The following is a 23,816-nucleotide window of genomic DNA, read 5'->3' on the forward strand; positions in this document are numbered from 1 at the left end:
AATAATAGAAATCAGGGGTGTTTTTTGGATGAATGGAACTATTTTATAAGATGGTTATCATGCGATAGCTGACATTACGGCAAAGTTTTCTATTAATTCTGGAACGATTAGAGCTTGGAAAATAAGCTATGAAGTGAATGGTGAAGAAGGTCTAGAAGAAGCGCTTTCTTGGAAAAAGAGATAAAGATATATTTGAGCGTAGAGAGAAATTGTAATTAAAGTAAGATAGGAAAAAGAATAGCATTGAGAAATATATAAAGAGGGAAGTAACATAGGGGATTTACGCATAAAGTAATATTGAAGATTAAATTAACGAAATTTTCATTTGAATCAAATAAATACATGGTGTTTTTAAATTATAATAATGTTATTACGATGAAAATAAGGCTACTAAATAGTTATTTTAAAAATCAATTTTAGATAGGAAGAGGATAATGAAGACCAGAGATAGTTATAAAATTATTGTAATTGGTGCTGGGACTGCTGGAATATCTTCTACTGCACATTTGTTACGAAATGTACCCCTATTGAAAGAAAGTATTGCAATTATTGATCCGTCAAAAAAACATTACTTTCAACCACTATGGAGTTTAGTGGGGGGAGGAATTGTTTCAAAGGAAATTACGATGCGTGATCAAGAATTGCTTATTCCAAAAGGGGCAACATGGATCCCTAAAAGTGTTATTAAGTTGTTTCCGGATGAAAATAAGCTACTTTTAGATGATGGACTGCTGCTTGAGTATGAAATTCTTATTGTAGCAGCCGGTATACAAATAAATTGGGACGGTATTAAAGGTTTAAAAGAGTCTATTGGGACTAATGGGGTTTGTAGCAATTACTCTTATAAATATGTTGATTCTACTTGGAAAGAAATTGAAAAATTTAAAAGGGGAAATGCGGTTTTTACCCACCCCAATACTCCTATTAAATGCGGTGGTGCCCCACAAAAGATTATGTATTTAGCAGAAGAGTATTTTTCTAATAGCGGTATAAGAAACAAAAGTGAAGTAATGTTTTATACTGCGAACACTAACATATTTCAGGTTCCACGTTATGCTAATACATTGGAACAAGTACTAGAAAGAAAGCAAATTATAACGAATTATAATAAAAACTTAGTAGAAATTATTGCCGAAAAGAGAGAAGCAATTTTTGAAGATACGCAAACACTGAAAAGAGAAACTGTACCATACAGTATGATCCATGTTGTTCCACCAATGGGGCCACCTAATTTTATTAAAGAGAGTGAAATAAGTGATTCTCAGGGGTGGGTAGATATAAACCCTTATACTTTACAACATGTGCAGTATAAGAATATTTTCGGACTTGGAGATTGTACCAATTTACCCACCTCTAAAACTGGAGCGGCAATTCGAAAACAAATACCTATCTTAAAACAAAATATTATGGACGTACTTAACGGAAGAGACTTGCAGGCTAAATATGATGGGTATACATCTTGTCCGATTATTACTGGTTATAAAAGTCTGATACTCGCTGAATTTAACTATAAACATGAGCCTCAAGAAACGTTTCCATTTAATCAAGCGAAAGAACGGTATAGTATGTTTTTACTTAAAAGATATATGTTGCCCTATATGTATTGGAATTTTATGTTGAAAGGGATCCTATAAGAGAAAAGAGAAAGTGGTTATAAAAATTAAAATTGAAAAGCAATTTGAAATAACTAATTGGAGGGAATAGCTATGCTTTTAAAATATTTTTATGATGAAAAATTAGCACATGCTTCCTATTTAGTCGGTTGTCAGAAGGAAGGTGTAGCAATTGTAATTGATCCAGGTCGCTATATAGAACAATATATAGAATTTGCTGAGAAAGAGGGGATGGAAGTAATAGCTGCGGCTGAAACTCACATTCATGCAGATTTTCTTTCTGGGTCTAGAGAACTTTCTACTCTTTATCATGCCAATTTATATGTATCTGATGAAGGGGATTGTGATTGGAAATATCAATATCTTAACGAAAGTCGATACAAATTAGTTAGAGAGGGCTCAGAGTTTAAAGTAGGTCATATAAAATTTAATGTAATGCACACACCAGGGCATACGCCTGAAAGTATTTCTTTTTTAGTAACTGATACAAGTCAAAATAATTATACGAATGATAAGCCGATAGGAATATTCACAGGTGATTTTATTTTTGTAGGAGATATAGGAAGGCCGGACTTATTAGAGACCGCTATAGGTATGAAAGATACTGCAAAAATAGGAGCGAAACAATTATTTAATTCTATACAAAAAATAAAAATACTCCCTGATTATTTGCAGATATGGCCATCACATGGTGCAGGAAGCGCATGTGGAAAAGCATTAGGAGCAATTCCAACTTCTACCTTAGGCTATGAAAAGATGTTCAATTGGGCATTTCAGTGTAATGAAGAAAGTGATTTTGTATCGACTTTATTGACGGGACAGCCAGAGCCGCCAAAATATTTTTCATTAATGAAGGATTTAAATAAGTACGGTCCACCAATTCGTAAGAAGAGAGAAGTTTTTGCTATTAAAACAGTAAAAGAACTTCAAGAAGTTATGAGGGGTGTTCAGCAAATAGTTGATATAAGGGATGTAGAGAGTTTTGCTTCTGGTCACATCGAGAAATCAATTAACATACCGTATAACAATGCCTTTACAACCTGGTGTGGATGGTTACTAGATTATAAAACAGAAACTATAATCATTCTAGATGAGGAAAAGGTTAGAGTGGAGGAGGTTATTAGAGACTTTGAATCTATTGGGCTAGATAATATTATTGCTTTTGCACCCTTAAAAGTTATACAAAGACTTGATAGATTTGAAAGTTACAAAGAAAAAACATCAATTGAATTATATCCGCATATAAAAGATGGAAGTGTTAAGGTAATCGACGTACGTAGTAAGAAAGAGTGGGAGGAAGGACATCTTTATAATGCAATACATATCCCTTTAGGAAATCTATTTAAGCAGCTAGATTGTATACCAAAGGATTGCCCAATCGTTTTACAATGTCGAACCGGATTGCGTTCCGCTATAGCAGCTAGTATTTTACAGAGAGCTGGTATAAAGGAAGTAGTTAATCTAAAGGGAGGATTTCTTGCATGGAAAAAAGAAGAGCTTCCTTATACAACTTGTAATCTCAATGTGTAGGGAAATAATTTTTATTAATTTATCCGATAAGGAAAATTACGGATTACATAGGAGTATATCTATAAATAGGAGCACCACATTAAAATAGGAGAAATAGATAATTTATTCTATAGACCTAAATTTATTCAGTATTATGCTGATGAGCAAATGGATATAGTTTTATCAGGACACGCTCAGGGTGGACAATTTAGGTTACTATTTATCAGCAAATTAGTGGCTCTAAATTAAGGTGTTTTACCTAAATATACAGCTGGTTTATATGAAGAACAAAATATGTCTATGGTAGTAAGTAGAGGATTAGGTAATAGTATCATTCCGCAAAGAATTTTTAATAGGCCAGAACTTGTAGTCGTACAGTTAAATTGAACTGTACGGCTTTTTGTGCAGAAAAATTAGGTTATATGCAATTTATACAAGTTAACATTACAATTTTGTTAAAAATTTTCTACGTTACATAAAGTAACAAAATTTGACCCGTAGAGTTTGTTATAGTGTAAATAATCAAAAAACTTAAAATTTGTCGAGTGAAAATTGTGATAAGGAATCTGTATAAAAATTTAAAGGGGTGTACACATGCATAAAGAATATGAAATTGAAGAGTATACGGCGATCGAGGAACAAATACATTATTATTGTAAATGTTTATTAGTAAGTCATCCTGATCAAATTATAAAGTATTTAGAAAAAAGGTTAGAAAAATATGCAGAAACATTACAATATGCACATTTATATCCCGATACAGTGATTTTACCGTTACAGCAGTTAGTTATCGAATATTCTTTAGATGTTGCTAGAATTAGGAAATATATGAATTTAAAAACGTAAAGCAAATTATATAATTTAAATGAAACAGAGTCGACTTTAAGAAAGGATATTCTAATGTCGACTCTGTTTCATTGTTTAATATTGTTGACGGAAAACCATACTAATCAATGAAGTTTGACATATAATTACGCAAGAGTAAAATAAAAGTGAGTACTCACTCATTTTGGGGAAGGGGGAAGAATACGTGCAGCAACCTGCCATTATTTTACGGACTGTATCGAAAAGTTTTGGAAAAAAAGAAGTTTTACACAATCTTTCATTACAAGTTGAAAAAGCAGAGATATTTGGTTTAGTTGGGCCTTCAGGTTCAGGGAAAACGACTCTTATTAAATTGATTGCGGGTATTAATGAGGCAACGGAAGGTGAAGTGATTGTTTACAACACGAACATGCCTAATTTAAATAAAATGAAAAGAATTGGTTATATGGCTCAAGCTGATGCATTATACGAAGAACTATCAGCATATGAAAATGCAGATTTTATGGCAACGATGTACGGATTAAAGGGAAAGCATAAAAAAGAAAGAATTGAAGAAGTTTTTGACCTTGTACAATTATCACAACATATGAAAAAGCAAGTGCAGCATTTTTCAGGCGGGATGAAGAAGCGTTTATCATTAGCAATAGCGCTTCTTCATGAACCTGAAATATTAATTTTAGATGAACCAACAGTTGGGATAGATCCGATTCTTAGAAAAACAATCTGGGAAAAATTTTATGATCTGAAAAAGGAAGGTACAACTATAATTGTAACGACACACATTATGGATGAAGCTGAATTTTGTGAACGTCTAGGGTTAATTAGAGAAGGAAAGCTAGTTGCGACTGGAACACCTGAAGAATTGAAAAATCGGGTATCATCAGGAAGGATTGAAGATGTCTTTTTGTTAGAAGAGGTGACTCCATCATGAGAGTTATCGGTGTAATCATTCGTATTATTCGCCAATTTTTTCGAGATAAGCGTTCATTAGCGATGATGTTTGGGGCACCTATGTTATTACTTTGGTTATTGTCGCTAGTGTTCACACAAAAAGACTATGTACCGCATATTGCTGTTGTTGATATGCCCGCTCAGTTAGTAAAAGTGATGAAAAATCAGGAAGCGTCAATTTATGAATATAATACAGAAAAGGCAATGTCTGAGCTGGAAAATCAAAAGGTAGATGCAGTCATTCGTTTAGAAAATGGAAAAATGAATATTGTATTAGAAGGTAGCGATTCGTCAAAAAATCGTGCTGTACTTCAAATATTACAAAAAAGTACAGAGAAGAATGATATATCGATTATGAAACCAGAAGTAAATTATTTACATGGCTCTAAAGACTTTACAATGTTTGATGGGCTTGGTCCTGTATTAATCGGTTTCTTTACATTTTTCTTTGTATTCATTTTATCAGGGGTGTCTTTCGTAAGAGAACGTTTAAGTGGTACTTTAGAAAGATTATTATCGACTCCAATTAAAAGATGGGAAATAGTTGTAGGATATATTATTGGTTTTGGGATCTTTGCATTTATACAATCCATTATTATCGTAAGTTTTTCAGTTTACATTTTAGACTTGTATGTAGCTGGCTCCATATGGCTAACGCTACTTATTACATGCATGCTTTCTTTAACTGCTTTAACTTTAGGGACGTTTTTATCGGCATACGCAAATAATGAATTTCAAATGATCCAGTTTATACCGCTTGTCATTGTGCCACAAATTTTCTTTTCTGGTTTGTTTCCAATTGAATCTATGAATAAGTGGCTCCAAATGTTAGGAAAGTTATTTCCGCTCACATATGGCGCTGACGCAATGAGACAAGTGATGATTCGAAATCAAGGATTTACAGAGATTGTATTAGATTTAACTGTATTACTACTTTTTGCTCTATTATTTGCAGTAGGAAATGTATTTGCTTTAAAGAAACATCGCAAAATATAATAATGATAAAAAGGAGCTTTATAAATGCAGAAGGATTGGCTAGAAGAATTAATTGCTGCAACTAACACGGATAAACGAAATGAACGTCAAATGCGTATATTAGAGGCGGCTGTTGATATGTTTGGCGAAAAAGGATACGCTTCAACTTCAACAAGTGAAATTGCAAAGCGGGCTGGTGTAGCGGAAGGAACAATCTTCCGCTACTATAAAACAAAAAAAGATTTATTGTTAGCAGTCGTCATGCCGACATTAACGAAGTTTGCCGCACCATTTTTCGTACAAGCATTCGCAAAGGAAATATTTAAATCGGAGTATGAATCATATGAAGGGCTTCTAAGAGTTGTTATCCATAATAGATTTGAATTTGCAAAAAAGCATTTTCCAATGATAAAAATATTAATTCAAGAAGTGCCATTTCAGCCGGAACTGAAAAATGAAATACAACAGTTAGTTGAAACAGAATTACTTTCACATTTTAAAAAGTTGATTGCAAAGTTTCAAGAAAAAGGGGGAATTATTGAAATGCCCCCAGCCTCTGTTTTACGACTTACTTTATCAGCTGTATTAGGTTTATTATTAACACGATTTTTATTATTGCCAGAAGAAAAATGGGATGATGAAGCGGAAATTGAAAATACGATTCAGTTTATATTGTACGGATTAACGCCACGAATTTAATCGTTGAAGTGTGAATTACATATTTTATATTTAAGTAAAATAATAAATCGCCTTTAAAAAGGCGATTTATATCCATTATATATTTTTGATAAATAAGTACTTGTTTACTAAAAATGTTCTAAATTAACGTGTTTCTTTGTCTCTTCTTCTAAGACCTAATAATCCTGCTAGTCCTAATAAACCGAGCCAAGCCCAATTATTATTTCTATCACGATTATCATTTAAATCATTTGTTGTATTTACATTTCGAGTTCTTACATCATTATTAACTCTGTCTAAGTTATTGTCATTAACTCGAGTTGAAATATCAGTGTTATTAACTCTATTCATATTAGTTCCATCGTATTCAGCTTGTGCAGATGTACCTAAAAACATAATAGATAGTGCTAAAACACTTAAAATAGATGATAATTTCTTCTTCATAACGCTCCCTCCTTTCTTACGTGTTAATTTCTCCAGAGTATGTGTGTATTATTCGTTTTACAGTATCTAAACTGTCATTATAGAGCGCGCGTTTATAGAAAATAGAGTTGAATGATTGCTAATATATTATTTGATAGATATTTGTCATAAAATTAAATGAATCAAACTTTGCTTAAAATGTTAATCTTAGTACAATTTATATTATAGGGACTAGCACAAAGGAGGTAATGAAATGCGGCAATTTGCTAAACCGAAAGTTGTTGTAAGTAAATGTTTAGAGTTTGATGCTTGTCGTTATAATGGAGAGATGATTCCGGATGTAACAATACGAAATTTGCAGCCATTTGTTACATTTATACCTGTTTGTCCAGAAGTCGAGATTGGATTAGGGACTCCTCGTGAAACGATACGAATTGTAGAAGAAAATGGTGAGAATAGACTTGTGCAACCGTCGACACGAGAAGATGTAACTGAAAAAATGGAGCAGTTTTCAAATGACTTTTTACAAACGATATCGGATGTGGATGGTTTTATTTTAAAGAATCGCTCACCAAGTTGTGGTACGCGTGATGTGAAAATTTATTCTGGTTTTGAAAAAGCGCCAGCGAAAGGAAAGGGGCCAGGCTTATTTGGCGGGGCAGTAATAAAAAAATTTTCGCATCTTCCAATTGAAGAAGAAGGCAGATTGTCGAATTTTATTATTAGAGAACATTTCTTTACAAGGTTATTTACAATTGCATATTACAAGATGATTAAACGTAATAAAAATATGAAAGACCTGGTATCGTTTCAGTCGGATAATAAATATTTATTTATGGCATATAATCAGGTAAAACAAAAGCAATTAGGGCGTATTATTGCAAATCACAAAAATGAAAAGATTGAAGTTGTATTTGAAAACTATGAGAAGACTTTACATGAATTATTTATGCGCACACCCCGCTATACATCGAATGTAAATGTATGTGAGCATATTTTCGGATATTTTAAAACAAAGTTGAAAAAACAAGAAAAAGATCATTTTTTAGATTTGGTACAAAAATATAAAGAAAAGAAAATCCCGCTTAGTAGTCTACTTGCAATTTTAAAATCATGGGCTCTTCGATTTGATGAAAAGTATTTATTAAGACAAACATATTTCGAACCATATCCTGAAGCTTTAGTAGAGATTTCAGATTCGGGTAAAGGTAGAGATTATTAAACACAAAATTACATAATTCGACAAGAAAACTCCTATGTTGTTGTAGAACAATGTAGGAATTTTTTTGTGCATTAGTACAGAATCTGTTTTAAAATTAGATTATGACAGAATTATAACAATTATCTAACTAATGTTCTTGTCTTTTCATTCGTAATGTTTGTAGTAGAAACTCGCACGCTGTCGAAACTCAATATTCGATAAGGGGTGTGTAGCGGAATGGAATTTACTCTAACTCGCGAAAAACAAATGATTAAAGAAATGGTACGTGACTTTGCTGAAAAGGAAATCGCACCAAAAGCTGTGTATTATGACAAAACTGCAGAGTTTCCATATGAAACATTTCAAAAAATGGGCGAACTAGGATTATTAGGCATCCCATTCCCAGAAGAGTATGGAGGTTCAGGTGGCGATACAGTATCGTACGCGTTAGCAGTTGAAGAAATTGGTCGTGCTTGTGGTGGAACAGGATTAAGTTACGCTGCAACAATTTCATTAGGTGCTTCTCCAATTTATTATTTCGGTACAGAAGAACAAAAACAGAAATATTTAGTTCCAATGGCATCAGGTAAAACTTTAGGTGCCTTCGGATTAACTGAGCCGAATGCTGGATCTGATGCTGGTGGCACACAAACGAAAGCTATATTAGACGGAGACGAGTATGTTATTAGTGGTGAGAAGTGTTGGATTACAAATGCAGAGTATGCAAATACAATTATTGTAACCGCTGTCAACGGTGTTGAAGAGAATGGTAGAAAACGTATTTCTGCATTTATCGTACCGACTACTAGTGAAGGGTTAACGATTTCAAGCCCTTACGATAAGATGGGCGTACGTGCTTCTAATACTTGTGAAATCGTACTTGATAGTGTACGTGTACCGAAAGAAAACATACTTGGTGATGTAAATAAAGGATTTAAACAATTCTTATATACACTTGATGGAGGACGTATTTCAATCGCAGCATTAGCTGTTGGTATTGCGCAATCAGCATTTGAACGTGCACTGCAATATGCGAAAGAACGTCAACAATTTGGAAAAGCAATTTCTAATTTCCAAGCGATTCAATTTAAATTAGCTGATATGGCGACTGAAGTAGAGCTAGCTCGTAATTTAGTACATAAAGCAGCTTGGTTAAAAGATAACGATAAACCTTTCGGTAAAGAAGCGGCTATGGCAAAACTATTTGCATCGGAAGCAGCAAGCCGTATTGCAAATCAAGCGGTACAAATTCACGGTGGATACGGCTATATGCGTGAATATGAAGTAGAACGACATATTCGTGATGCAAAACTATTAGAAATTGGTGAAGGAACTTCTGAAATTCAACGTCTCGTAATTGCTAGACATTTAGGATGTAGATAAAAAGGAGGAATCACTATGTTTCAAAAAGTATTAATTGCTAATCGCGGGGAAATTGCAGTTCGTATTATGAAAACTTGTCAAAAACTTGGCATTCGCACGGTTGCTATTTATTCTGAGGCAGATGAAAATGCCCTACATGTAAAAATGGCAAATGAAGCTTACTTAGTAGGTGGGCCGCGTGTCCAAGAAAGCTATTTAAACCTTGAAAAAATTATTGAAATAGCTAAGAAGACAAATGCAGAAGCAATCCATCCGGGATATGGATTATTATCTGAGAATCCATCTTTTCCGGTACGTTGTAAAGAAGAAGGAATCGTATTTATCGGTCCATCAGAAGAAATTATTAAGAAGATGGGAAGTAAAATCGAATCACGTATTGCAATGCAAGCTGCAGATGTCCCAGTAGTTCCAGGTATTACTACAAATATTGAAACTGCTGAAGAAGCAATTGAAATTGCTAAACAAATTGGTTATCCATTAATGTTGAAGGCATCCGCAGGAGGCGGAGGCATTGGAATGCAGTTGATGGAAACTGAGCAAACGCTCACCAAAGCATTTGAAAGTAACAAAACGAGAGCACAAAACTTCTTCGGTAATGGAGAAATGTATTTAGAGCGCTATATTGCAGATGCACATCATATTGAAATTCAGCTTTTAGCAGATACACATGGTAACACAGTGTATTTATGGGAGCGTGAATGTTCAGTGCAGCGCCGAAATCAGAAAGTAATTGAAGAAGCACCTTCACCATTTTTAGATGAAGGTACACGAAAAGCGATGGGTGAAGTTGCTGTACAAGCTGCTAAAGCTCTAGGGTATACAAATGCTGGTACAGTTGAGTTTCTAGTAGATGATCAGAAGAACTTCTATTTCTTAGAGATGAATACGAGATTACAAGTAGAGCATCCAGTTACAGAAGAAATTACTGGATTAGACCTTGTAGAACAGCAACTCCTTATCGCAAGTGGAGAGAAACTATCATTTACTCAGGATGATGTAAAACGTAGTGGTCATGCCATTGAGGCACGTATTTATGCAGAAGATCCGAAAACTTTCTTCCCATCACCTGGGAAAATTACAGATTTAACGCTTCCAACAAATGTACGTATTGATCACTTTTTAGAGAATCAAGTAACGATTACACCTTTCTATGATCCAATGATTGCGAAAGTCATTGCTCATGGTGAAACGCGTGAAGAAGCAATTTCGAAATTACATGATGCTTTAGAAGTATTAAAAGTGGAAGGTATTAAAACGAACACGCCAATGCTACTTCAAGTATTGGAAGATGATGTGTTCAAAAGTGGCATTTATACAACGGGTTTTGTAACGAAACAACTTGTTAAAAAATAAGATTTAACAATACTAAGGGGGAAAAAATGATGACGAAAGTATATGCATCGATGGCAGGAAATGTATGGAAGATTGTTGTAGGAGTAGGAGATACAGTAGAGGAAGAGCAGGATGTCGTCATTTTGGAATCTATGAAAATGGAAATTCCAATCGTTTCAGAAGAAGCTGGCACAGTTATGAAAATTAATGTGCAAGAAGGCGATTTTGTAAATGAAGGAGATGTATTACTAGAAATTGAATAGGGATATATAGGGGGAAGCGAATTGAAACTACCTAATTTTGCTGTCATTAAAGAAGTCGGGCCACGTGATGGCTTACAGAATGAAAAAAAGATTGTTGGCACAAAAGATAAAGTAAAATGGATTCAACTACTTACAGAGGCGGGATTATCGTACGTTGAAGTTTCCTCATTCGTTCACCCTAAATGGGTCCCTGCTTTAGCAGATGCAAATGATGTGTTTTCTGAGCTGAAAAGGGATCCAAATGTTACATATGCAGCGCTTGTTCCAAATCAAAATGGTTTGGAACGAGCTTTTTTGCAAAATGTAGATGAGGTGAATGTTTTTTTATCAGCAAGTGAATCTCATAATAAAAGTAATATTAATAAATCAATTAAAGAAGCATTAGTTGTAATTGAAGATATAACAAAACAGGCATTATTCGAAGGGAAAAAAGTAAGAGGCTATGTTTCTACTGTATTTGGATGTCCTTATGAAGGGGATATAAGCGTCATAGCAGTTGACGAATTATGTGATCAACTATTTTCATACGGCATTTATGAAGTGTCTCTTGGTGACACAATCGGAGTAGCAAATCCGTTACAAGTAGAGCGAGTATTAGAGCATTTATTAAAGAAATATGATGCTTCGCAGTTTGCAATGCACTTCCATAACACGTACGGAATGGCTCTTGCGAATGTAGTAAAGTCTTTAGAATATGGTATTACAACATTTGATAGTTCTTGTGGTGGTCTTGGGGGATGTCCATATGCACCAGGGGCATCAGGAAATGTTGCAACTGATGACTTAGTTCATATGCTCCATAAGCTAGGTGTCCAAACGAATATTGATGAAGAGAAGTTATTGAGAGCGAGTCAATTTATTCAAAGTAAATTAAATATCCAATTACCGAGTCATGTGTATAGAGCGCTTCAACATAAAACGATAAGTAGGTGAGAAGATGCTACAATTACAAAATATTTCAGTTGATTATGTAACACCTCACATTGTAAAGATTTCATTAAATCGTGAAAGACAAGCAAACTCATTATCTTTAGCGTTATTAGAAGAGTTACAAAACATATTAACTCAAATAAATGAAGAGGTAAATACTCGTGTAGTTATTCTAACAGGTGCTGGTGAAAAAGCGTTTTGTGCTGGTGCTGATTTAAAAGAACGTGCTGGCATGAATGAAGAACAAGTTCGCCATGCTGTTAGTATGATTCGCACTACTATGGAAATGGTTGAACAATTACCACAGCCAGTTATTGCTGCTATAAATGGAATCGCACTTGGTGGTGGTACGGAATTAAGTTTAGCTTGTGATTTTAGAATTGCGGCTGAATCTGCAAGTCTTGGTCTTACTGAAACTACACTTGCAATTATACCAGGAGCAGGTGGTACGCAGCGTTTGCCAAGATTAATTGGTGTTGGTAGAGCGAAAGAATTAATTTATACAGGAAGACGTATTTCCGCGCAAGAAGCAAAAGAATATGGTCTAGTAGAATTTGTTGTACCAGCTCATTTACTTGAAGAAAAAGCGATTGAAATAGCAGAGAAAATTGCTAGTAATGGCCCTATTGCTGTTCGATTAGCGAAAGAAGCAATTTCAAACGGTATTCAAGTTGATTTACATACCGGATTACAAATGGAAAAACAAGCGTATGAAGGTGTAATCCATACGAAAGATAGATTAGAAGGATTACAGGCATTCAAGGAAAAACGCACACCAATGTATAAGGGGGAGTAAATATGATAGATCAAAAAGAACAATCGAATACATTTGAAGAACGAGTTGAAACGATTAAACAAGGCGGCGCACCAAAATATCATGAACAAAACAAAGCGAAAGGTAAACTATTCGTTCGAGATCGCTTAGCTCTTTTATTTGATAATGGTGAATATGTAGAAGATGCATTATTTGCAAATTGTGAACAAACAGGATTACCTGCTGATGGTGTTATAACGGCAACGGGAAAAATACATGGTCGTACTGCATGCGTAATGGCAAATGATTCTACGGTAAAGGCTGGATCATGGGGCGCGCGTACAGTTGAAAAGATTTTACGTATTCAAGAAACGGCAGAAAAATTACGTGTTCCGTTATTTTATTTAGTTGACTCTGCTGGGGCGCGTATTACTGATCAAGTTGAAATGTTCCCAGGGCGCCGCGGTGCAGGAAGAATCTTCTATAATCAAGTGAAATTATCAGGTAAAGTCCCGCAAGTATGCTTATTATTTGGACCTTCTGCAGCTGGTGGCGCATATATTCCAGCCTTTTGTGACGTTGTTATGATGGTAGAAGGAAATGCTTCTATGTATTTAGGATCTCCTCGTATGGCTGAGATGGTTATCGGTGAGAAGGTAACTTTAGAAGAAATGGGCGGAGCGCGTATGCATTGCTCTGTATCAGGATGCGGAGATGTTTTATGTAAAACAGAAGAAGATGCGATTACACAAGCAAGACAATATATTTCATATTTTCCAAACAACTACTTAGAAAAGACTCCATTGGTTACACCTCAAGAACCGAAACAATTCGATAAAACGTTAGAACAAATCATTCCAGAAAATCAAAATGCTCCTTTCAATATGAAAGATCTTATTAATAGAGTTATTGATGAAGGTTCTTTCTATGAAGTGAAAAAATTATTTGCTCAAGAACTAATTACAGGTTTAGCACGTATTGATGGTAAGCCAGTAGGTATTATTGCAAATCAACCGCGAATGAAAGGCGGCGTATTATTCCACGATTCAGCTGATAAAGCAGCAAAGTTTATTAATTTATGCGATGCATATCATATTCCGTTATTATTCCTTGCAGATGTACCTGGATTTATGATTGGTACAAAAGTAGAACGTGCTGGCATTATTCGTCACGGTGCAAAAATGATTTCCGCAATGAGTGAAGCAACTGTACCGAAAATTTCTATCGTTGTTCGTAAAGCATATGGTGCTGGTTTATATGCGATGGCAGGTCCAGCCTTTGAACCAGATTGTTGCCTAGCATTACCGACAGCTTCTATTGCAGTAATGGGTCCAGAAGCCGCGGTCAATGCTGTATATGCAAATAAGATTGCAGCTTTACCTGAAGAAGAGCGTGATAGTTTCATTGCTGAAAAACGCGAAGAGTATAAGAAAGATATTGATATTTATCATTTAGCATCAGAGATGGTGATTGATGGTATTGTTCATCCAAACAATTTACGTGAAGAGTTAAAAGGACGTTTCGAAATGTATATGAGTAAATATCAAGTATTCACAGATCGTAAACATCCTGTATATCCAGTTTAAAAGCCCTATTTAGGGCTTTCTTGCTCAAAAAGTTAAGGAGGGGAAAACATTGAAACAAGCAGTTTGGTTTCCAACAGAAGAGTACAAGGAAAAAACACGTTTATATGGTTGGATGAAATCATTGGGATATGAAGACTATGAAACTTTTTATAATAAATCTATTGAGGAAACAGCTTGGTTTTGGGGAGAGGCAGAAAAAGCAGTAGGCTATCAATGGATGAAACCTTATACAGAAGTGTTAGACTTAGAAAATGGTACACCGTTTGCACAGTGGTATAATGGCGGAACATGTAACGTTGTAGAATCAGCTTTATCTCGCTGGCTTGCGGATGAAGAGACGAGAATACAGCCAGCACTTCAGTACGAAGGGGAAAATGGAACTTCAAAATCATTTACATATGAAGAGCTTGACAACTGGGTAAGCCGTGTTGCAAATGGTCTGAAACACGCGGGTATTGAAAAAGGTGATCGTGTAACAATTTATATGCCGATGATTCCAGAAACAGTTGTTGCGATGCTAGCTGTAATGAAAATCGGAGCAATTATTTCACCAATATTCTCAGGCTTTGCGTCTGATGCAGTCATGACACGTGTGCAAGCGGCAGGTTCAAAAATGATTATTACCGCAGATGGATTTTCACGCCGCGGTAAAATTGTTTCTTTAAAAGATGAAGTAGATAAAGCTTGTGAACATTGCCCAACTGTTGAAAAAGTTGTTATCGTTCGTCATGCAGGAAATGATTTTACACCACATAACTATGATTTTTCGTGGAGTACGCTAGAAAAAGAAAAACCATTCATACATGCCGAGGAAATGCAAAGTGATGATCCATTAATGCTCATTTATACATCAGGAACGACTGGTAAGCCGAAAGGAACAGTACACACGCATGCAGGATTTCCTTTGAAAGCAGCTTTTGATGCAGGATTTGGAATGAATATTAAACAAGGTGATCGTGTATTATGGGTAACTGATATGGGCTGGATGATGGGGCCGTTTCTATTATTCGGTTCACTCATTAATGGAGCAACGATGGTTATGTACGAAGGTGTTCCAGACTTCCCAGAAGCAGACCGGTTATGGGAGACAGTTGATAAATATGAGATTACTCATCTAGGTATTTCGCCAACGTTAATCCGAGCATTGATGGCAAAAGGTGATGAGTATGTCAATAAACATTCTTTAAAGAGTTTGGAAGTATTCGCATCAACAGGAGAACCTTGGAATCCTGATCCATGGATGTGGCTGTTTGAAACAGTTGGAAAAGGAAATGTCCCAATCTGTAACTACTCAGGTGGAACTGAAATCTCTGGTGGGATTTTCGGTAATGTTCTTATTAAGCCAATAGCACCGATTAGTTTTAACGCATCTTTACCAGGAATGGCAGCTGTCGTACTGGATGATCAAGGTAAACCAATTCGAGATGAAGTCGGAGAATTATGCTTAGAGAAACCTTGGGTAGGTATGACGAAAAGCTTCTGGGAAGATGATGAACGTTACGTAAACACATATTGGTCGCGTTTTGAAAATAAATGGGTCCACGGTGACTGGGTCATTTACGATGGTGAACAATATATCATCACAGGGCGTTCAGACGATACGTTAAATATTGCAGGTAAACGTATTGGACCTGCTGAATATGAATCTATTCTTGTGAAACATAACGATGTAATCGAAGCTGCTGCAATTGGTGTACCTGACGAAGTAAAAGGTGAAGTTTGTCATTGTTTTGTAGTGTTAAGAGACCATGTAACATTCACAGGAGAATTAAAGAAAGAATTAATGAGTTTAGTAAACTCTCATATTGGAAAAGCGTTGTGTCCTAAAGACATCCACGTTGTAGAAGATTTACCGAAAACACGTAATTCTAAAGTAATGCGCCGTGTTATTAAAGCAGCTTACTTAGGAAAAGAATTAGGTGATTTATCATCGCTTGTAAATCCTGAAGTAGTTCCGTTTATTCAGGGGTTACAGTCTAGTAAATTATAAAATTAGAAAGGAGCTCTATATAAATAGAGCTCCTTTTTTATGTTTATAAAAAGAGAAGAAGTGAAGTTGATGAAGAAAAAAAATTCTACTATTAGTGTTAAGTATGTTTTTTAGTTTTAATCAAAATACGATATTATGGAATGTCTATTCAATGGAGAAATACAAATTTACAACAACAAGGTGATGACAAAGCGTGACTGCTTATATGTCTGTTTAAACCTTTACGGGTTAATATATAAAAAGCTGACTATAAGCAGTCAGCTTTTTATATATTACATTCTAGTATTTATCTCGCTATTTGCCGGGCAGTAGTGCCCCCACCTAAAAATTCAGCGAAAGCAAGGAAGTAGATGAGGGATCAACTTTCCGGAAAAGCCCGATTGGTTTCAAAAGACATATTCTTTCCTTTACGTTGACATTAAAAATATTACCAATTTTTTCTTTTACAATGGCAACAAATAAAGAAACATTTACAACGACACTTATTTCGTTTAGAACTCCAATCATCATCACGATGACACTTTTCTTTAGATTTCCACCAATCATCATTACAATGTTTTTCCTGAGAACTCCAATCGTCATCACAATGACACTTTTCTTTAGATTTCCACCAATCATCATTACAATGCTTTTTCTGAGAACTCCAATTATCATCACAATGATGCTTTTCTTTAGATTTCCACCAATCATCACAACAATGCTTTTTCTGAGAACTCCAGCAATCATTTTTCCAGGACATTTATTTCTACCTCCTTTCAATAGTGTTCATATTATTCTATGTTTTAATAAAAAAATGGCTTGTTTATTAACCTACTATTTTATCTTTATATGATAGAGTGTCTTCTACTCGATATAGAATTCATACAAACTATGCTAATTTTTAAGAGAAAGTGGAGAGAACTACTACTAGTTATGTTATTTTTCAATAAACACTTGTTGAAGAAAATGTTCTGATTACAAATAATATCTTATTTTCGAGTATGCTTTTTAAATGTATATTTCACAATGAAAAATGGGAAATCCACAAATAAAGTCTATGTATATGTGAGTTAATGGGAAAATCTAGTGTGTTTTTAAGGGGCGTCTTATTTAAAAGAAAAAAGGTTTGTTTTAGAAAGTGGTGTCTAAACATTAAATGGAGTAGGACTAAATTCATGGCCGCTCATTAAAAAGCTTTTAATTAGGAGAAGTCTGTTTTTATAATGAATAATGAAAAGAAAGTTTGGTACAATTGTTTGTTTTTTTCTTTTTATGTGTTTGCCTCGTACCCTTTTAAGCTAGTGGACATACTTTACTAATAGAAAGGATTAGGGGGTGAGGTATTGGGTTCTCGATTTAATAATTGTAAAAAGAAGTGTACATGTAAACAAGATGATTGTTGGGAAGTATTCGAAGAGTGTAAAAAAGAACAGCATGAGAAATGTGATAATTCTTGTGTACAAGGAATTAGAGATGAACTTAAGAAATTAATTAATCGAACAGTTCAAATTAATACAGAGGGACGTACTTATGTAGGTACTGTTTCGTCTGTAAGTTGTGATGTAGTTAGGCTTGCGGCTATTCCTGGATCGGTTGGAGTAATTATTTCCATTTGCAAAATTGAAGCAATTTTCCCACCGGTTACAACGGTTACTGCTGACTTTGATTTTAATGGTATTGATGTAGCAAACAAAGCATAATTATGCTGCTTTTTTGTAAAGCCATTCACATGAATGGCTTTATTTTAATTTTATATAAAAGGAGAATATATTCTTTATATAGAAATAAGTTTGAGGTTATAAAGCATGATGTACGAAAGGAGCAAGGAAGTGATTAAACTAGAAAGCTTTAAGAAATCTGATTTTAAACAATTAATAAATTGGATTAATTCCGAAGAATTTCTAATACAGTGGTCAGGAAATGCATTCACATTTCCTTTAGACGAACAGCAATTAGAGAAGTATATAGAAAGTGCAAATACACTCGCTTTCAAAGTGGTAGATGAAGAGACTTCAGACGTTATTGGACATATTTCGCTTGGGCAAATAGATAATATTAATAAGTCCGCTAGAATTGGAAAAGTATTAGTTGGTAATACGAAGATGAGAGGACGTTCTATAGGAAAACATATGATGAAAGCAGTACTTCATATTGCTTTTGACGAATTAAAACTACATAGAGTAACTCTTGGTGTGTATGATTTTAATACATCGGCCATTTCATGTTACGAAAAAATAGGGTTTGTAAAAGAAGGCTTATTAAGAGAGTCAAAAAGAGTAGGAGAAACGTATTGGAATTTATGGGAAATGAGTATGTTAGAATATGAATGGAAGAAGTAGCAACGATAGTAATTTATAATTATATTATGTTAACAAAGGGGTTTGGTGGGTATAGTGGATAATAAAACAAAAATAATTTCAATTGCAGCTGTTTCGGGAGGAGGTAAAACTACAATTACAGAAAGATTAAAGCATAAGTTTAAAAACTCAAAAGCTCTATATTTTGATAGTTATACATTTGATAACTCTCCTGCTGATATTTGTAAATGGATTGATGATGGGGCGAATTACGACGAGTGGGTATTAACACCATTAATTCATGATATTGAGCAACTTATACAAAATAATACCTTAGACTATATTATTGTAGATTATCCTTTTGCATACTTAAATAGTGAGATGCGAAAATTCATTGATGTAACTATATTTATTGATACGCCTTTAGATATTGCGATGGCTAGAAGGATTTTGCGAGATTTTAAGGAAGGTACAATAGATGAAATACATAATGATTTGGAACATTACATGACATATGCGAGAAAAGCTTATTTAGAGGCAATTCATACTGTTAAGCCGAATTCAGATATCATATTGGATGGTTCTTTATCTGTAAGTGAAATAATTAATCACGCTGTAGAGGAACTTGGCCGAAGAGAAGTGATTGTCAATGGTTAAATGTATAGAGGAATATATACAAGTTGCTGATTTTAAAATGTATACGAAAATATTCCAAGGAAAGAAGCAGCAGCCTGTTATTATATTGGAATCAGGCTATGGTGATTATTCGAAGGCATGGAATCAAACTGCTGAAGAACTGACGGAATATGGTACGGTACTTACATACGATCGGGCTGGATTAGGAAAAAGCGGGAAGAGTTCCAAGAAACGTATTAGTTCTGAAATGGTAAAAGATTTGAGAACATGCTTAAATCTTTTACAACTGAAGCCACCTTATATTTTTGTAGGACATTCTTTTGGTGGTATAAATGCACGTTTATTTACTGATTTTTATCCTGAAGATATGTTGGGAATAGTTTTGGTTGATTCGACACCAGAAAATTATAAAGAAGCATTTTTGCCAATCATGTCTCCAGAATTTCAAGAAGCTTACTATAAACAATTTGTACATGAAAGTTCTTATGAAGAGTTTATGTTTAGTCTGGGTGAAGCAGATAAATATTGTCAGTCGACGAGAGATATTCCACTCGTCGTGTTAGCTGCTGGTAAAAAACCATTTTATTCGCAAGATGCACAAATAAAATGGTTACAATTGCAAGAAGAATTATTAAGATTATCAAACAAAAATAAACTAATAATTGCAGAACAAAGTGGTCATTATATTCAAAAAGATGAACCACATTATATAACAGATGCTATTAAGTGGATAATTGAGGTAGGGGAGGGATAAACGTGTACACTTTATTTCAATACAATTGGCAAGTAAGAGATGATTGGTTTAAGTGGTGTGAAAAACTTTCAGAGGAAGAATTACTCCGCAAGCGTATTGGTGGTGTTGGAAGTATTTTAGAAACATTATTTCATATTGTTGATGTTGAGTATAGCTGGATTAATGCTCTTCAAGGAAAAGAAGATCGTGCACCGCAGTTTAAAGAGTATCAATCAATCCAGAAAGTGAAAGCGCTATCTGATTTATATAAAAGAGAATTAGAAGAGTTTTTACAAGTATGGTCAGCTAATTTAGAATGTAAAATATTAAAAGCCTCGTGGACAGATAAAAGACATACATATGGAGAGGTTTTAAGACATGTAATTGTACATGAAATTCACCATATTGGTCAGCTATCTATATGGGCGAGGGAGTTAAATCTTCAGCCTGTTTCAGCGAATTTAATTGGGAGAGGACTATAAATTTAGAAAAAGGCTTGCACTGTAAATGCAAGCCTTTTATATATATATGAAGATTTCCTAGTTGAAATCCTCGGATTTTTTCTGACGTATATGTAAAAACATTAAAATTGTAATAATAAAGAAAATCAACAATGTTTGTATGATCAAATTTTTAAACTGAAGCAAAACTGCCCAAGATGTAACAGCATCTTTAAATGCTTGGAGTGCAGAGTATGAAGAAGGATCAAAACCGTACTGAAGTAACTTTTTTGTTTCAATAAAAGTACTGTTTTCATTTTCGGCGTCTAATATTACTGAAATAAGTCTAGTATCTCCTCGTTTTGCTGTACTGACAAAACTATAATTACCATTAGTTGAAAAACTAGTTTGTAAGCCATCAACACCTTGGTGTTTAATGTTTTTATTAAGGGAATAAATCATTTTATTGGTGTTGAAAACTTTCGTATCTTTGAAGGTGAACTGGTAAGAGGTTAGTTTTGTAACGTTCAGTACATCTGGAAAGTCTGTTACTAATTGTGTTGCTAGTTTAGCAACTTCAATTGCTGTTGCAGTTGAAAGTTTATTTGTATCGTTATTCATTCCAGTAGCGTTTAGAAACGGAGATGATTGTGATAACTTTAGGTGTTTTGCTTTTTCATTCATTAACTGTGTGAATTTATCTTCGTTTCCAGCGATGTGTTCTGCAAGAGCAAGTGCGGAACGATTATTTCCTGTCAATAACAGTGTATGAAGTAAATCACGAACCGTCGTTTTATCTTTCGAAGTTACTTGTATAGGACTCGTTTCTGCTCGGAAAACTTCGTTACTTATTTTTACTACTTCATCTAACTGTATAGTTCCTTCATTTAGTTGTTCCAGTGTGATATATTCAGTCATTAATTTAGATAAAGTAGCTGATTGTATAGGAGTTTCTTCATTTTTTTTATAAACAACTTCACCAGAATTAGCATCTATTAAAATAGCTGATTTAGCTTGAATAATTGGGCCATTTACATAAAGGTAAAAATATAAAACGATAAGTGCGGTAATAAAAAAAGATAATAATAAAATTGCGAATTTTTTTAAGAATTGCATAAGCGATCCTCCTATAATGACATCGATAATAATATTGTAAAAAGGAATGCTTAATTAGGAAGAAAGAAAAGGTAAAGAATTTCTAAAGAATTATAAAGGATTATTAAAAATTGGATGTTACTGGAAAATAAAAGGTCCAATTTCTTATATTGTAAGAAATTGGACCTAAAATTAAGCTGTATTAACATTTGTATGGTTGTAGTTTTACAGTGAATGTTGTTTTTTTGTCATCACTATACACTTCAATTGTTCCTTTATGCAATTCGACAATACTTTTTGCAATTGCCAATCCGAGTCCAGATCCACCAGTGTTTGTAGAGCGCGATTTCTCAACGCGATAAAAACGTTCAAAAATATGAGGTAAATCGGTACTAGGAATAGGTTGGCCGTAATTGGTTATATCGATTGCGATCATATTATTACTTTCATAAGCAGTAATATCAATATAATCACCATCGTTACCGTAAGCGATAGCATTAATAATTAGATTTTCAAATACGCGCACTAATTTGTCTCCATCAGCTAATACCATTAGCTTCTTCGATGGGAAAAAGGGGCGACAATCAATATTAGCCTCTTGAAGCTGTATTCGAAATTGAACGGTTAATTGTCCAAGAAGTTCTACAATATCAATAGGGACAGAATATAAACTTAATTCTTTATTTTGAACACGTGTATATTCAAACAAATCATTCATTAATGCATTAAGACGAGTTACTTTATCGTAAATGACTTGTATATAATGCCGTAATTCCACTTCATCTCTATAATTATCATGGTGGATTAAATTCACGTATCCAACTATAGAGGTAAGAGGAGTACGTAAATCATGCGATACATTTGTAATAAGTTCGCTTTTTGCTTGTTCTGCCTGTCTTTCTTCATCAATCGAGACTTTCAATTGTTCAACAATTTGATTAACCCCGCTTGCTAACTCTTCTAGATAATTATGGTTTACGATAGAAACTTTATGATTGAAGTTTCCATTTGCAATATAGCGAATCTCTTCTATCATTTTTTTAATGCAAGTTTCATAGTAAAGCTTTCTTTCATGACGATAAAAAATGTATAGGTAGGATGAGAAAATAGAAAATAAAAATAAATAAGAGACAATCATCATCCATAGAGATTCTTTTATTCCTTTATATTTTTCATAACCAAAAATTCTAATGAATTCTTTACCAAGTTCGCTTAACGTAAGCGAACTCTCAATTACACTTGTAACGAGGCGATATATAATTAATTCAGTAATAGGAGTGAGTGTGATAGCTAATAAGAGCCAAAAAATAAGTTTCCATTTCGGGATATCTTTTAATATATCAAATGCTTCATTTCTCAATTTTGTAGCCTACTCCCCAAACAGTATGAATAAATTTTTCTCCATTCATTCCTGTTTCAAGCTTATCTCGTAAATTACTAATGTGGACCATTACAGTTTTATTTGAACCATAACCATCTTCATTCCAAACACGTTCAAATATTTCTTCAGAACTAAATACTCTTCCTGTATTACTCGCAAGTAAATATAAAATATCAAATTCAATAGATGTAAGCTTAATATATTCCCCATTTACTTTAACAGTATGATTATGTTTGTGTATTTCAGCAGAACGAATGCGAATCATACCATCTTCATTTTTTGGAGAAGTAGCATTTTGGAAAGATGATCGTCGTAGCAAAGCTTTCACTCTAGCTACTAATTCTAATGGATTAAATGGTTTAATCATATAATCATCAGCGCCTGTCATAAGTCCTAATATTTTATCCATATCTTCTGCTTTTGCACTCAGCATAAGAATAGGTACAGTATTATTTTCACGAACTTCTTGGCAAACTTCTAATCCATTTCGTTTTGGCATCATAATATCCAAAATCATAAGGTCAACTTCATATGTAGAAATCATTTGTAATGCTTCATCGCCATCATATGCTTTATAAATGTTATAGCCTTCATTTCGCAAATAAACAGCAAGTAATTCAACAATTTCTTTATCATCATCAATAATTAATATATTTTTATTCATTATGTAGTTCCTTTCCTTACAAATCATTAACATTACTATAATATCAAACATTTATGTGTTTTGTAGCAATGATTCCCTATAAAATTTCATGTAACGTATAAAAAAAGGGATTAAAACATTTATAACGAATACAAACCATAAGGATATTAGGATTACATATTATATTGAAAGTTAGTTT

The 23,816-nt window shown here is 34.0% G+C and carries 24 protein-coding genes and 1 pseudogene; 20 read left to right on the plus strand and 5 right to left on the minus strand.

What is annotated here, in order from left to right:
- Positions 1-434 precede the first annotated feature (434 nt).
- The 7 genes and pseudogenes from AC2CGR_RS07645 to AC2CGR_RS07675 all read left to right on the plus strand — a co-directional run bounded on the left by AC2CGR_RS07645 (position 435) and on the right by AC2CGR_RS07675 (position 6,572).
- The gene (locus AC2CGR_RS07645; protein WP_071716446.1) at positions 435-1,634 is read left to right on the plus strand and encodes an FAD/NAD(P)-binding oxidoreductase; all 1,200 of its coding nucleotides are present in this window, start codon (positions 435-437) and stop codon (positions 1,632-1,634) included.
- A gap of 72 nt (positions 1,635-1,706) precedes the next feature.
- Complete coding sequence (locus AC2CGR_RS07650) at positions 1,707-3,143, plus strand: MBL fold metallo-hydrolase (protein ID WP_484480705.1); 1,437 nt, start codon at positions 1,707-1,709, stop codon at positions 3,141-3,143.
- A gap of 102 nt (positions 3,144-3,245) precedes the next feature.
- Positions 3,246-3,509: pseudogene (locus tag AC2CGR_RS07655) on the plus strand (metallophosphoesterase); the annotation flags it as partial.
- Between the two features lie 207 nt (positions 3,510-3,716).
- Positions 3,717-3,968 (plus strand): hypothetical protein, encoded by a 252-nt coding sequence (locus tag AC2CGR_RS07660; RefSeq protein ID WP_000548621.1) that lies wholly within the window; start codon positions 3,717-3,719, stop codon positions 3,966-3,968.
- A 184-nt stretch (positions 3,969-4,152) separates the two neighbouring features.
- Positions 4,153-4,878 carry an ABC transporter ATP-binding protein gene (locus tag AC2CGR_RS07665; RefSeq protein ID WP_071716444.1) on the plus strand — a complete coding sequence of 242 codons (726 nt, stop codon included), beginning with the start codon at positions 4,153-4,155 and terminating at the stop codon, positions 4,876-4,878.
- A complete protein-coding gene (locus tag AC2CGR_RS07670) occupies positions 4,875-5,894 on the plus strand; it encodes an ABC transporter permease (RefSeq protein WP_087965252.1) in 1,020 nt (339 codons plus the stop codon). Before AC2CGR_RS07665 ends, AC2CGR_RS07670 begins: the two co-directional genes overlap by 4 nt.
- Positions 5,895-5,918: 24 nt before the next feature.
- Entirely contained in the window at positions 5,919-6,572 is a 654-nt protein-coding gene (locus AC2CGR_RS07675; protein ID WP_071716442.1) for a TetR/AcrR family transcriptional regulator, read from the plus strand.
- A gap of 123 nt (positions 6,573-6,695) precedes the next feature.
- On the opposite strand, the gene AC2CGR_RS07680 is transcribed toward AC2CGR_RS07675, so the two are convergent.
- Positions 6,696-6,995 carry a WGxxGxxG family protein gene (locus AC2CGR_RS07680; protein ID WP_000728154.1) on the minus strand — a complete coding sequence of 100 codons (300 nt, stop codon included), beginning with the start codon at positions 6,993-6,995 and terminating at the stop codon, positions 6,696-6,698.
- 232 nt (positions 6,996-7,227) lie between these two features.
- Between AC2CGR_RS07680 and AC2CGR_RS07685 the strand changes: the two genes are divergently transcribed.
- The 8 genes from AC2CGR_RS07685 to AC2CGR_RS07720 all read left to right on the plus strand — a co-directional run bounded on the left by AC2CGR_RS07685 (position 7,228) and on the right by AC2CGR_RS07720 (position 16,413).
- On the plus strand, positions 7,228-8,196 hold the full coding sequence (locus tag AC2CGR_RS07685; RefSeq protein WP_087965248.1) for a YbgA family protein: 969 nt from the start codon (positions 7,228-7,230) through the stop codon (positions 8,194-8,196).
- Between the two features lie 216 nt (positions 8,197-8,412).
- Entirely contained in the window at positions 8,413-9,558 is a 1,146-nt protein-coding gene (locus tag AC2CGR_RS07690; RefSeq protein ID WP_001980414.1) for an acyl-CoA dehydrogenase, read from the plus strand.
- A gap of 15 nt (positions 9,559-9,573) precedes the next feature.
- Positions 9,574-10,911, plus strand: a complete 1,338-nt coding sequence (locus tag AC2CGR_RS07695; protein WP_071716440.1) for an acetyl-CoA carboxylase biotin carboxylase subunit — start codon at positions 9,574-9,576, stop codon at positions 10,909-10,911.
- Positions 10,912-10,937: 26 nt separating this feature from the next.
- On the plus strand, positions 10,938-11,153 hold the full coding sequence (locus AC2CGR_RS07700) for an acetyl-CoA carboxylase biotin carboxyl carrier protein subunit (RefSeq protein WP_001985297.1): 216 nt from the start codon (positions 10,938-10,940) through the stop codon (positions 11,151-11,153).
- Positions 11,154-11,174: 21 nt separating this feature from the next.
- Positions 11,175-12,086: a hydroxymethylglutaryl-CoA lyase gene (gene mvaB, locus AC2CGR_RS07705; RefSeq protein ID WP_000775434.1), complete on the plus strand. Its 912-nt coding sequence runs from the start codon at positions 11,175-11,177 to the stop codon at positions 12,084-12,086.
- Between the two features lie 4 nt (positions 12,087-12,090).
- Positions 12,091-12,879, plus strand: coding sequence for an enoyl-CoA hydratase (locus AC2CGR_RS07710; RefSeq protein WP_087965246.1), 789 nt, complete (start codon positions 12,091-12,093; stop codon positions 12,877-12,879).
- Positions 12,880-12,881: 2 nt separating this feature from the next.
- Positions 12,882-14,423 (plus strand): acyl-CoA carboxylase subunit beta, encoded by a 1,542-nt coding sequence (locus tag AC2CGR_RS07715; RefSeq protein WP_029438406.1) that lies wholly within the window; start codon positions 12,882-12,884, stop codon positions 14,421-14,423.
- 49 nt (positions 14,424-14,472) lie between these two features.
- Positions 14,473-16,413 (plus strand): AMP-binding protein, encoded by a 1,941-nt coding sequence (locus AC2CGR_RS07720; protein WP_000806481.1) that lies wholly within the window; start codon positions 14,473-14,475, stop codon positions 16,411-16,413.
- 321 nt (positions 16,414-16,734) lie between these two features.
- Here the strand turns inward: AC2CGR_RS07720 and AC2CGR_RS07725 are convergent, their stop codons facing one another.
- Positions 16,735-17,172: a hypothetical protein gene (locus tag AC2CGR_RS07725; RefSeq protein ID WP_175545695.1), complete on the minus strand. Its 438-nt coding sequence runs from the start codon at positions 17,170-17,172 to the stop codon at positions 16,735-16,737.
- Positions 17,173-17,735: 563 nt separating this feature from the next.
- On the opposite strand from AC2CGR_RS07725, the gene AC2CGR_RS07730 reads away from it, so the two are divergent.
- From AC2CGR_RS07730 to AC2CGR_RS07750, 5 genes are all read left to right on the plus strand, one after another.
- Complete coding sequence (locus tag AC2CGR_RS07730) at positions 17,736-18,092, plus strand: hypothetical protein (protein WP_000535577.1); 357 nt, start codon at positions 17,736-17,738, stop codon at positions 18,090-18,092.
- Between the two features lie 105 nt (positions 18,093-18,197).
- Entirely contained in the window at positions 18,198-18,731 is a 534-nt protein-coding gene (locus AC2CGR_RS07735; protein ID WP_000990082.1) for a GNAT family N-acetyltransferase, read from the plus strand.
- Between the two features lie 45 nt (positions 18,732-18,776).
- Positions 18,777-19,346, plus strand: coding sequence for a nucleoside/nucleotide kinase family protein (locus tag AC2CGR_RS07740; protein WP_000513268.1), 570 nt, complete (start codon positions 18,777-18,779; stop codon positions 19,344-19,346).
- Positions 19,339-20,079, plus strand: a complete 741-nt coding sequence (locus AC2CGR_RS07745) for an alpha/beta fold hydrolase (protein ID WP_484480706.1) — start codon at positions 19,339-19,341, stop codon at positions 20,077-20,079. Before AC2CGR_RS07740 ends, AC2CGR_RS07745 begins: the two co-directional genes overlap by 8 nt.
- Before the next feature lie 2 nt (positions 20,080-20,081).
- The gene (locus AC2CGR_RS07750) at positions 20,082-20,540 is read left to right on the plus strand and encodes a DinB family protein (protein WP_087965241.1); all 459 of its coding nucleotides are present in this window, start codon (positions 20,082-20,084) and stop codon (positions 20,538-20,540) included.
- Positions 20,541-20,597: 57 nt separating this feature from the next.
- Here the strand turns inward: AC2CGR_RS07750 and AC2CGR_RS07755 are convergent, their stop codons facing one another.
- The 3 genes from AC2CGR_RS07755 to AC2CGR_RS07765 all read right to left on the minus strand — a co-directional run bounded on the left by AC2CGR_RS07755 (position 20,598) and on the right by AC2CGR_RS07765 (position 23,638).
- On the minus strand, positions 20,598-21,614 hold the full coding sequence (locus AC2CGR_RS07755; protein ID WP_087965240.1) for a D-alanyl-D-alanine carboxypeptidase family protein: 1,017 nt from the start codon (positions 21,612-21,614) through the stop codon (positions 20,598-20,600).
- Positions 21,615-21,795: 181 nt separating this feature from the next.
- Complete coding sequence (locus AC2CGR_RS07760) at positions 21,796-22,953, minus strand: sensor histidine kinase (RefSeq protein ID WP_001243301.1); 1,158 nt, start codon at positions 22,951-22,953, stop codon at positions 21,796-21,798.
- Positions 22,943-23,638 carry a response regulator transcription factor gene (locus tag AC2CGR_RS07765; protein ID WP_062822442.1) on the minus strand — a complete coding sequence of 232 codons (696 nt, stop codon included), beginning with the start codon at positions 23,636-23,638 and terminating at the stop codon, positions 22,943-22,945. The genes AC2CGR_RS07760 and AC2CGR_RS07765 overlap by 11 nt, the downstream gene beginning before the upstream one ends.
- Positions 23,639-23,816 lie beyond the last annotated feature (178 nt).

The sequence above is a fragment of the Bacillus sp. LSHTCR4 genome (genome assembly GCF_057197025.1).

Excerpts from the sequence above, each read along its gene's own strand:
- AC2CGR_RS07765 (WP_062822442.1), bottom strand. The coding sequence starts at position 23,638 with ATGAATAAAAATATATTAATTATTGATGATGATAAAGAAATTGTTGAA.
- AC2CGR_RS07645 (WP_071716446.1), top strand. The coding sequence starts at position 435 with ATGAAGACCAGAGATAGTTATAAAATTATTGTAATTGGTGCTGGGACT.
- AC2CGR_RS07650 (WP_484480705.1), top strand. The coding sequence starts at position 1,707 with ATGCTTTTAAAATATTTTTATGATGAAAAATTAGCACATGCTTCCTAT.
- AC2CGR_RS07680 (WP_000728154.1), bottom strand. The coding sequence starts at position 6,995 with ATGAAGAAGAAATTATCATCTATTTTAAGTGTTTTAGCACTATCTATT.
- AC2CGR_RS07670 (WP_087965252.1), top strand. The coding sequence starts at position 4,875 with ATGAGAGTTATCGGTGTAATCATTCGTATTATTCGCCAATTTTTTCGA.
- AC2CGR_RS07700 (WP_001985297.1), top strand. The coding sequence starts at position 10,938 with ATGATGACGAAAGTATATGCATCGATGGCAGGAAATGTATGGAAGATT.
- AC2CGR_RS07745 (WP_484480706.1), top strand. The coding sequence starts at position 19,339 with ATGGTTAAATGTATAGAGGAATATATACAAGTTGCTGATTTTAAAATG.
- AC2CGR_RS07660 (WP_000548621.1), top strand. The coding sequence starts at position 3,717 with ATGCATAAAGAATATGAAATTGAAGAGTATACGGCGATCGAGGAACAA.
- AC2CGR_RS07715 (WP_029438406.1), top strand. The coding sequence starts at position 12,882 with ATGATAGATCAAAAAGAACAATCGAATACATTTGAAGAACGAGTTGAA.
- AC2CGR_RS07690 (WP_001980414.1), top strand. The coding sequence starts at position 8,413 with ATGGAATTTACTCTAACTCGCGAAAAACAAATGATTAAAGAAATGGTA.
- AC2CGR_RS07735 (WP_000990082.1), top strand. The coding sequence starts at position 18,198 with ATGATGTACGAAAGGAGCAAGGAAGTGATTAAACTAGAAAGCTTTAAG.
- AC2CGR_RS07755 (WP_087965240.1), bottom strand. The coding sequence starts at position 21,614 with ATGCAATTCTTAAAAAAATTCGCAATTTTATTATTATCTTTTTTTATT.
- AC2CGR_RS07710 (WP_087965246.1), top strand. The coding sequence starts at position 12,091 with ATGCTACAATTACAAAATATTTCAGTTGATTATGTAACACCTCACATT.
- AC2CGR_RS07695 (WP_071716440.1), top strand. The coding sequence starts at position 9,574 with ATGTTTCAAAAAGTATTAATTGCTAATCGCGGGGAAATTGCAGTTCGT.
- AC2CGR_RS07675 (WP_071716442.1), top strand. The coding sequence starts at position 5,919 with ATGCAGAAGGATTGGCTAGAAGAATTAATTGCTGCAACTAACACGGAT.
- AC2CGR_RS07685 (WP_087965248.1), top strand. The coding sequence starts at position 7,228 with ATGCGGCAATTTGCTAAACCGAAAGTTGTTGTAAGTAAATGTTTAGAG.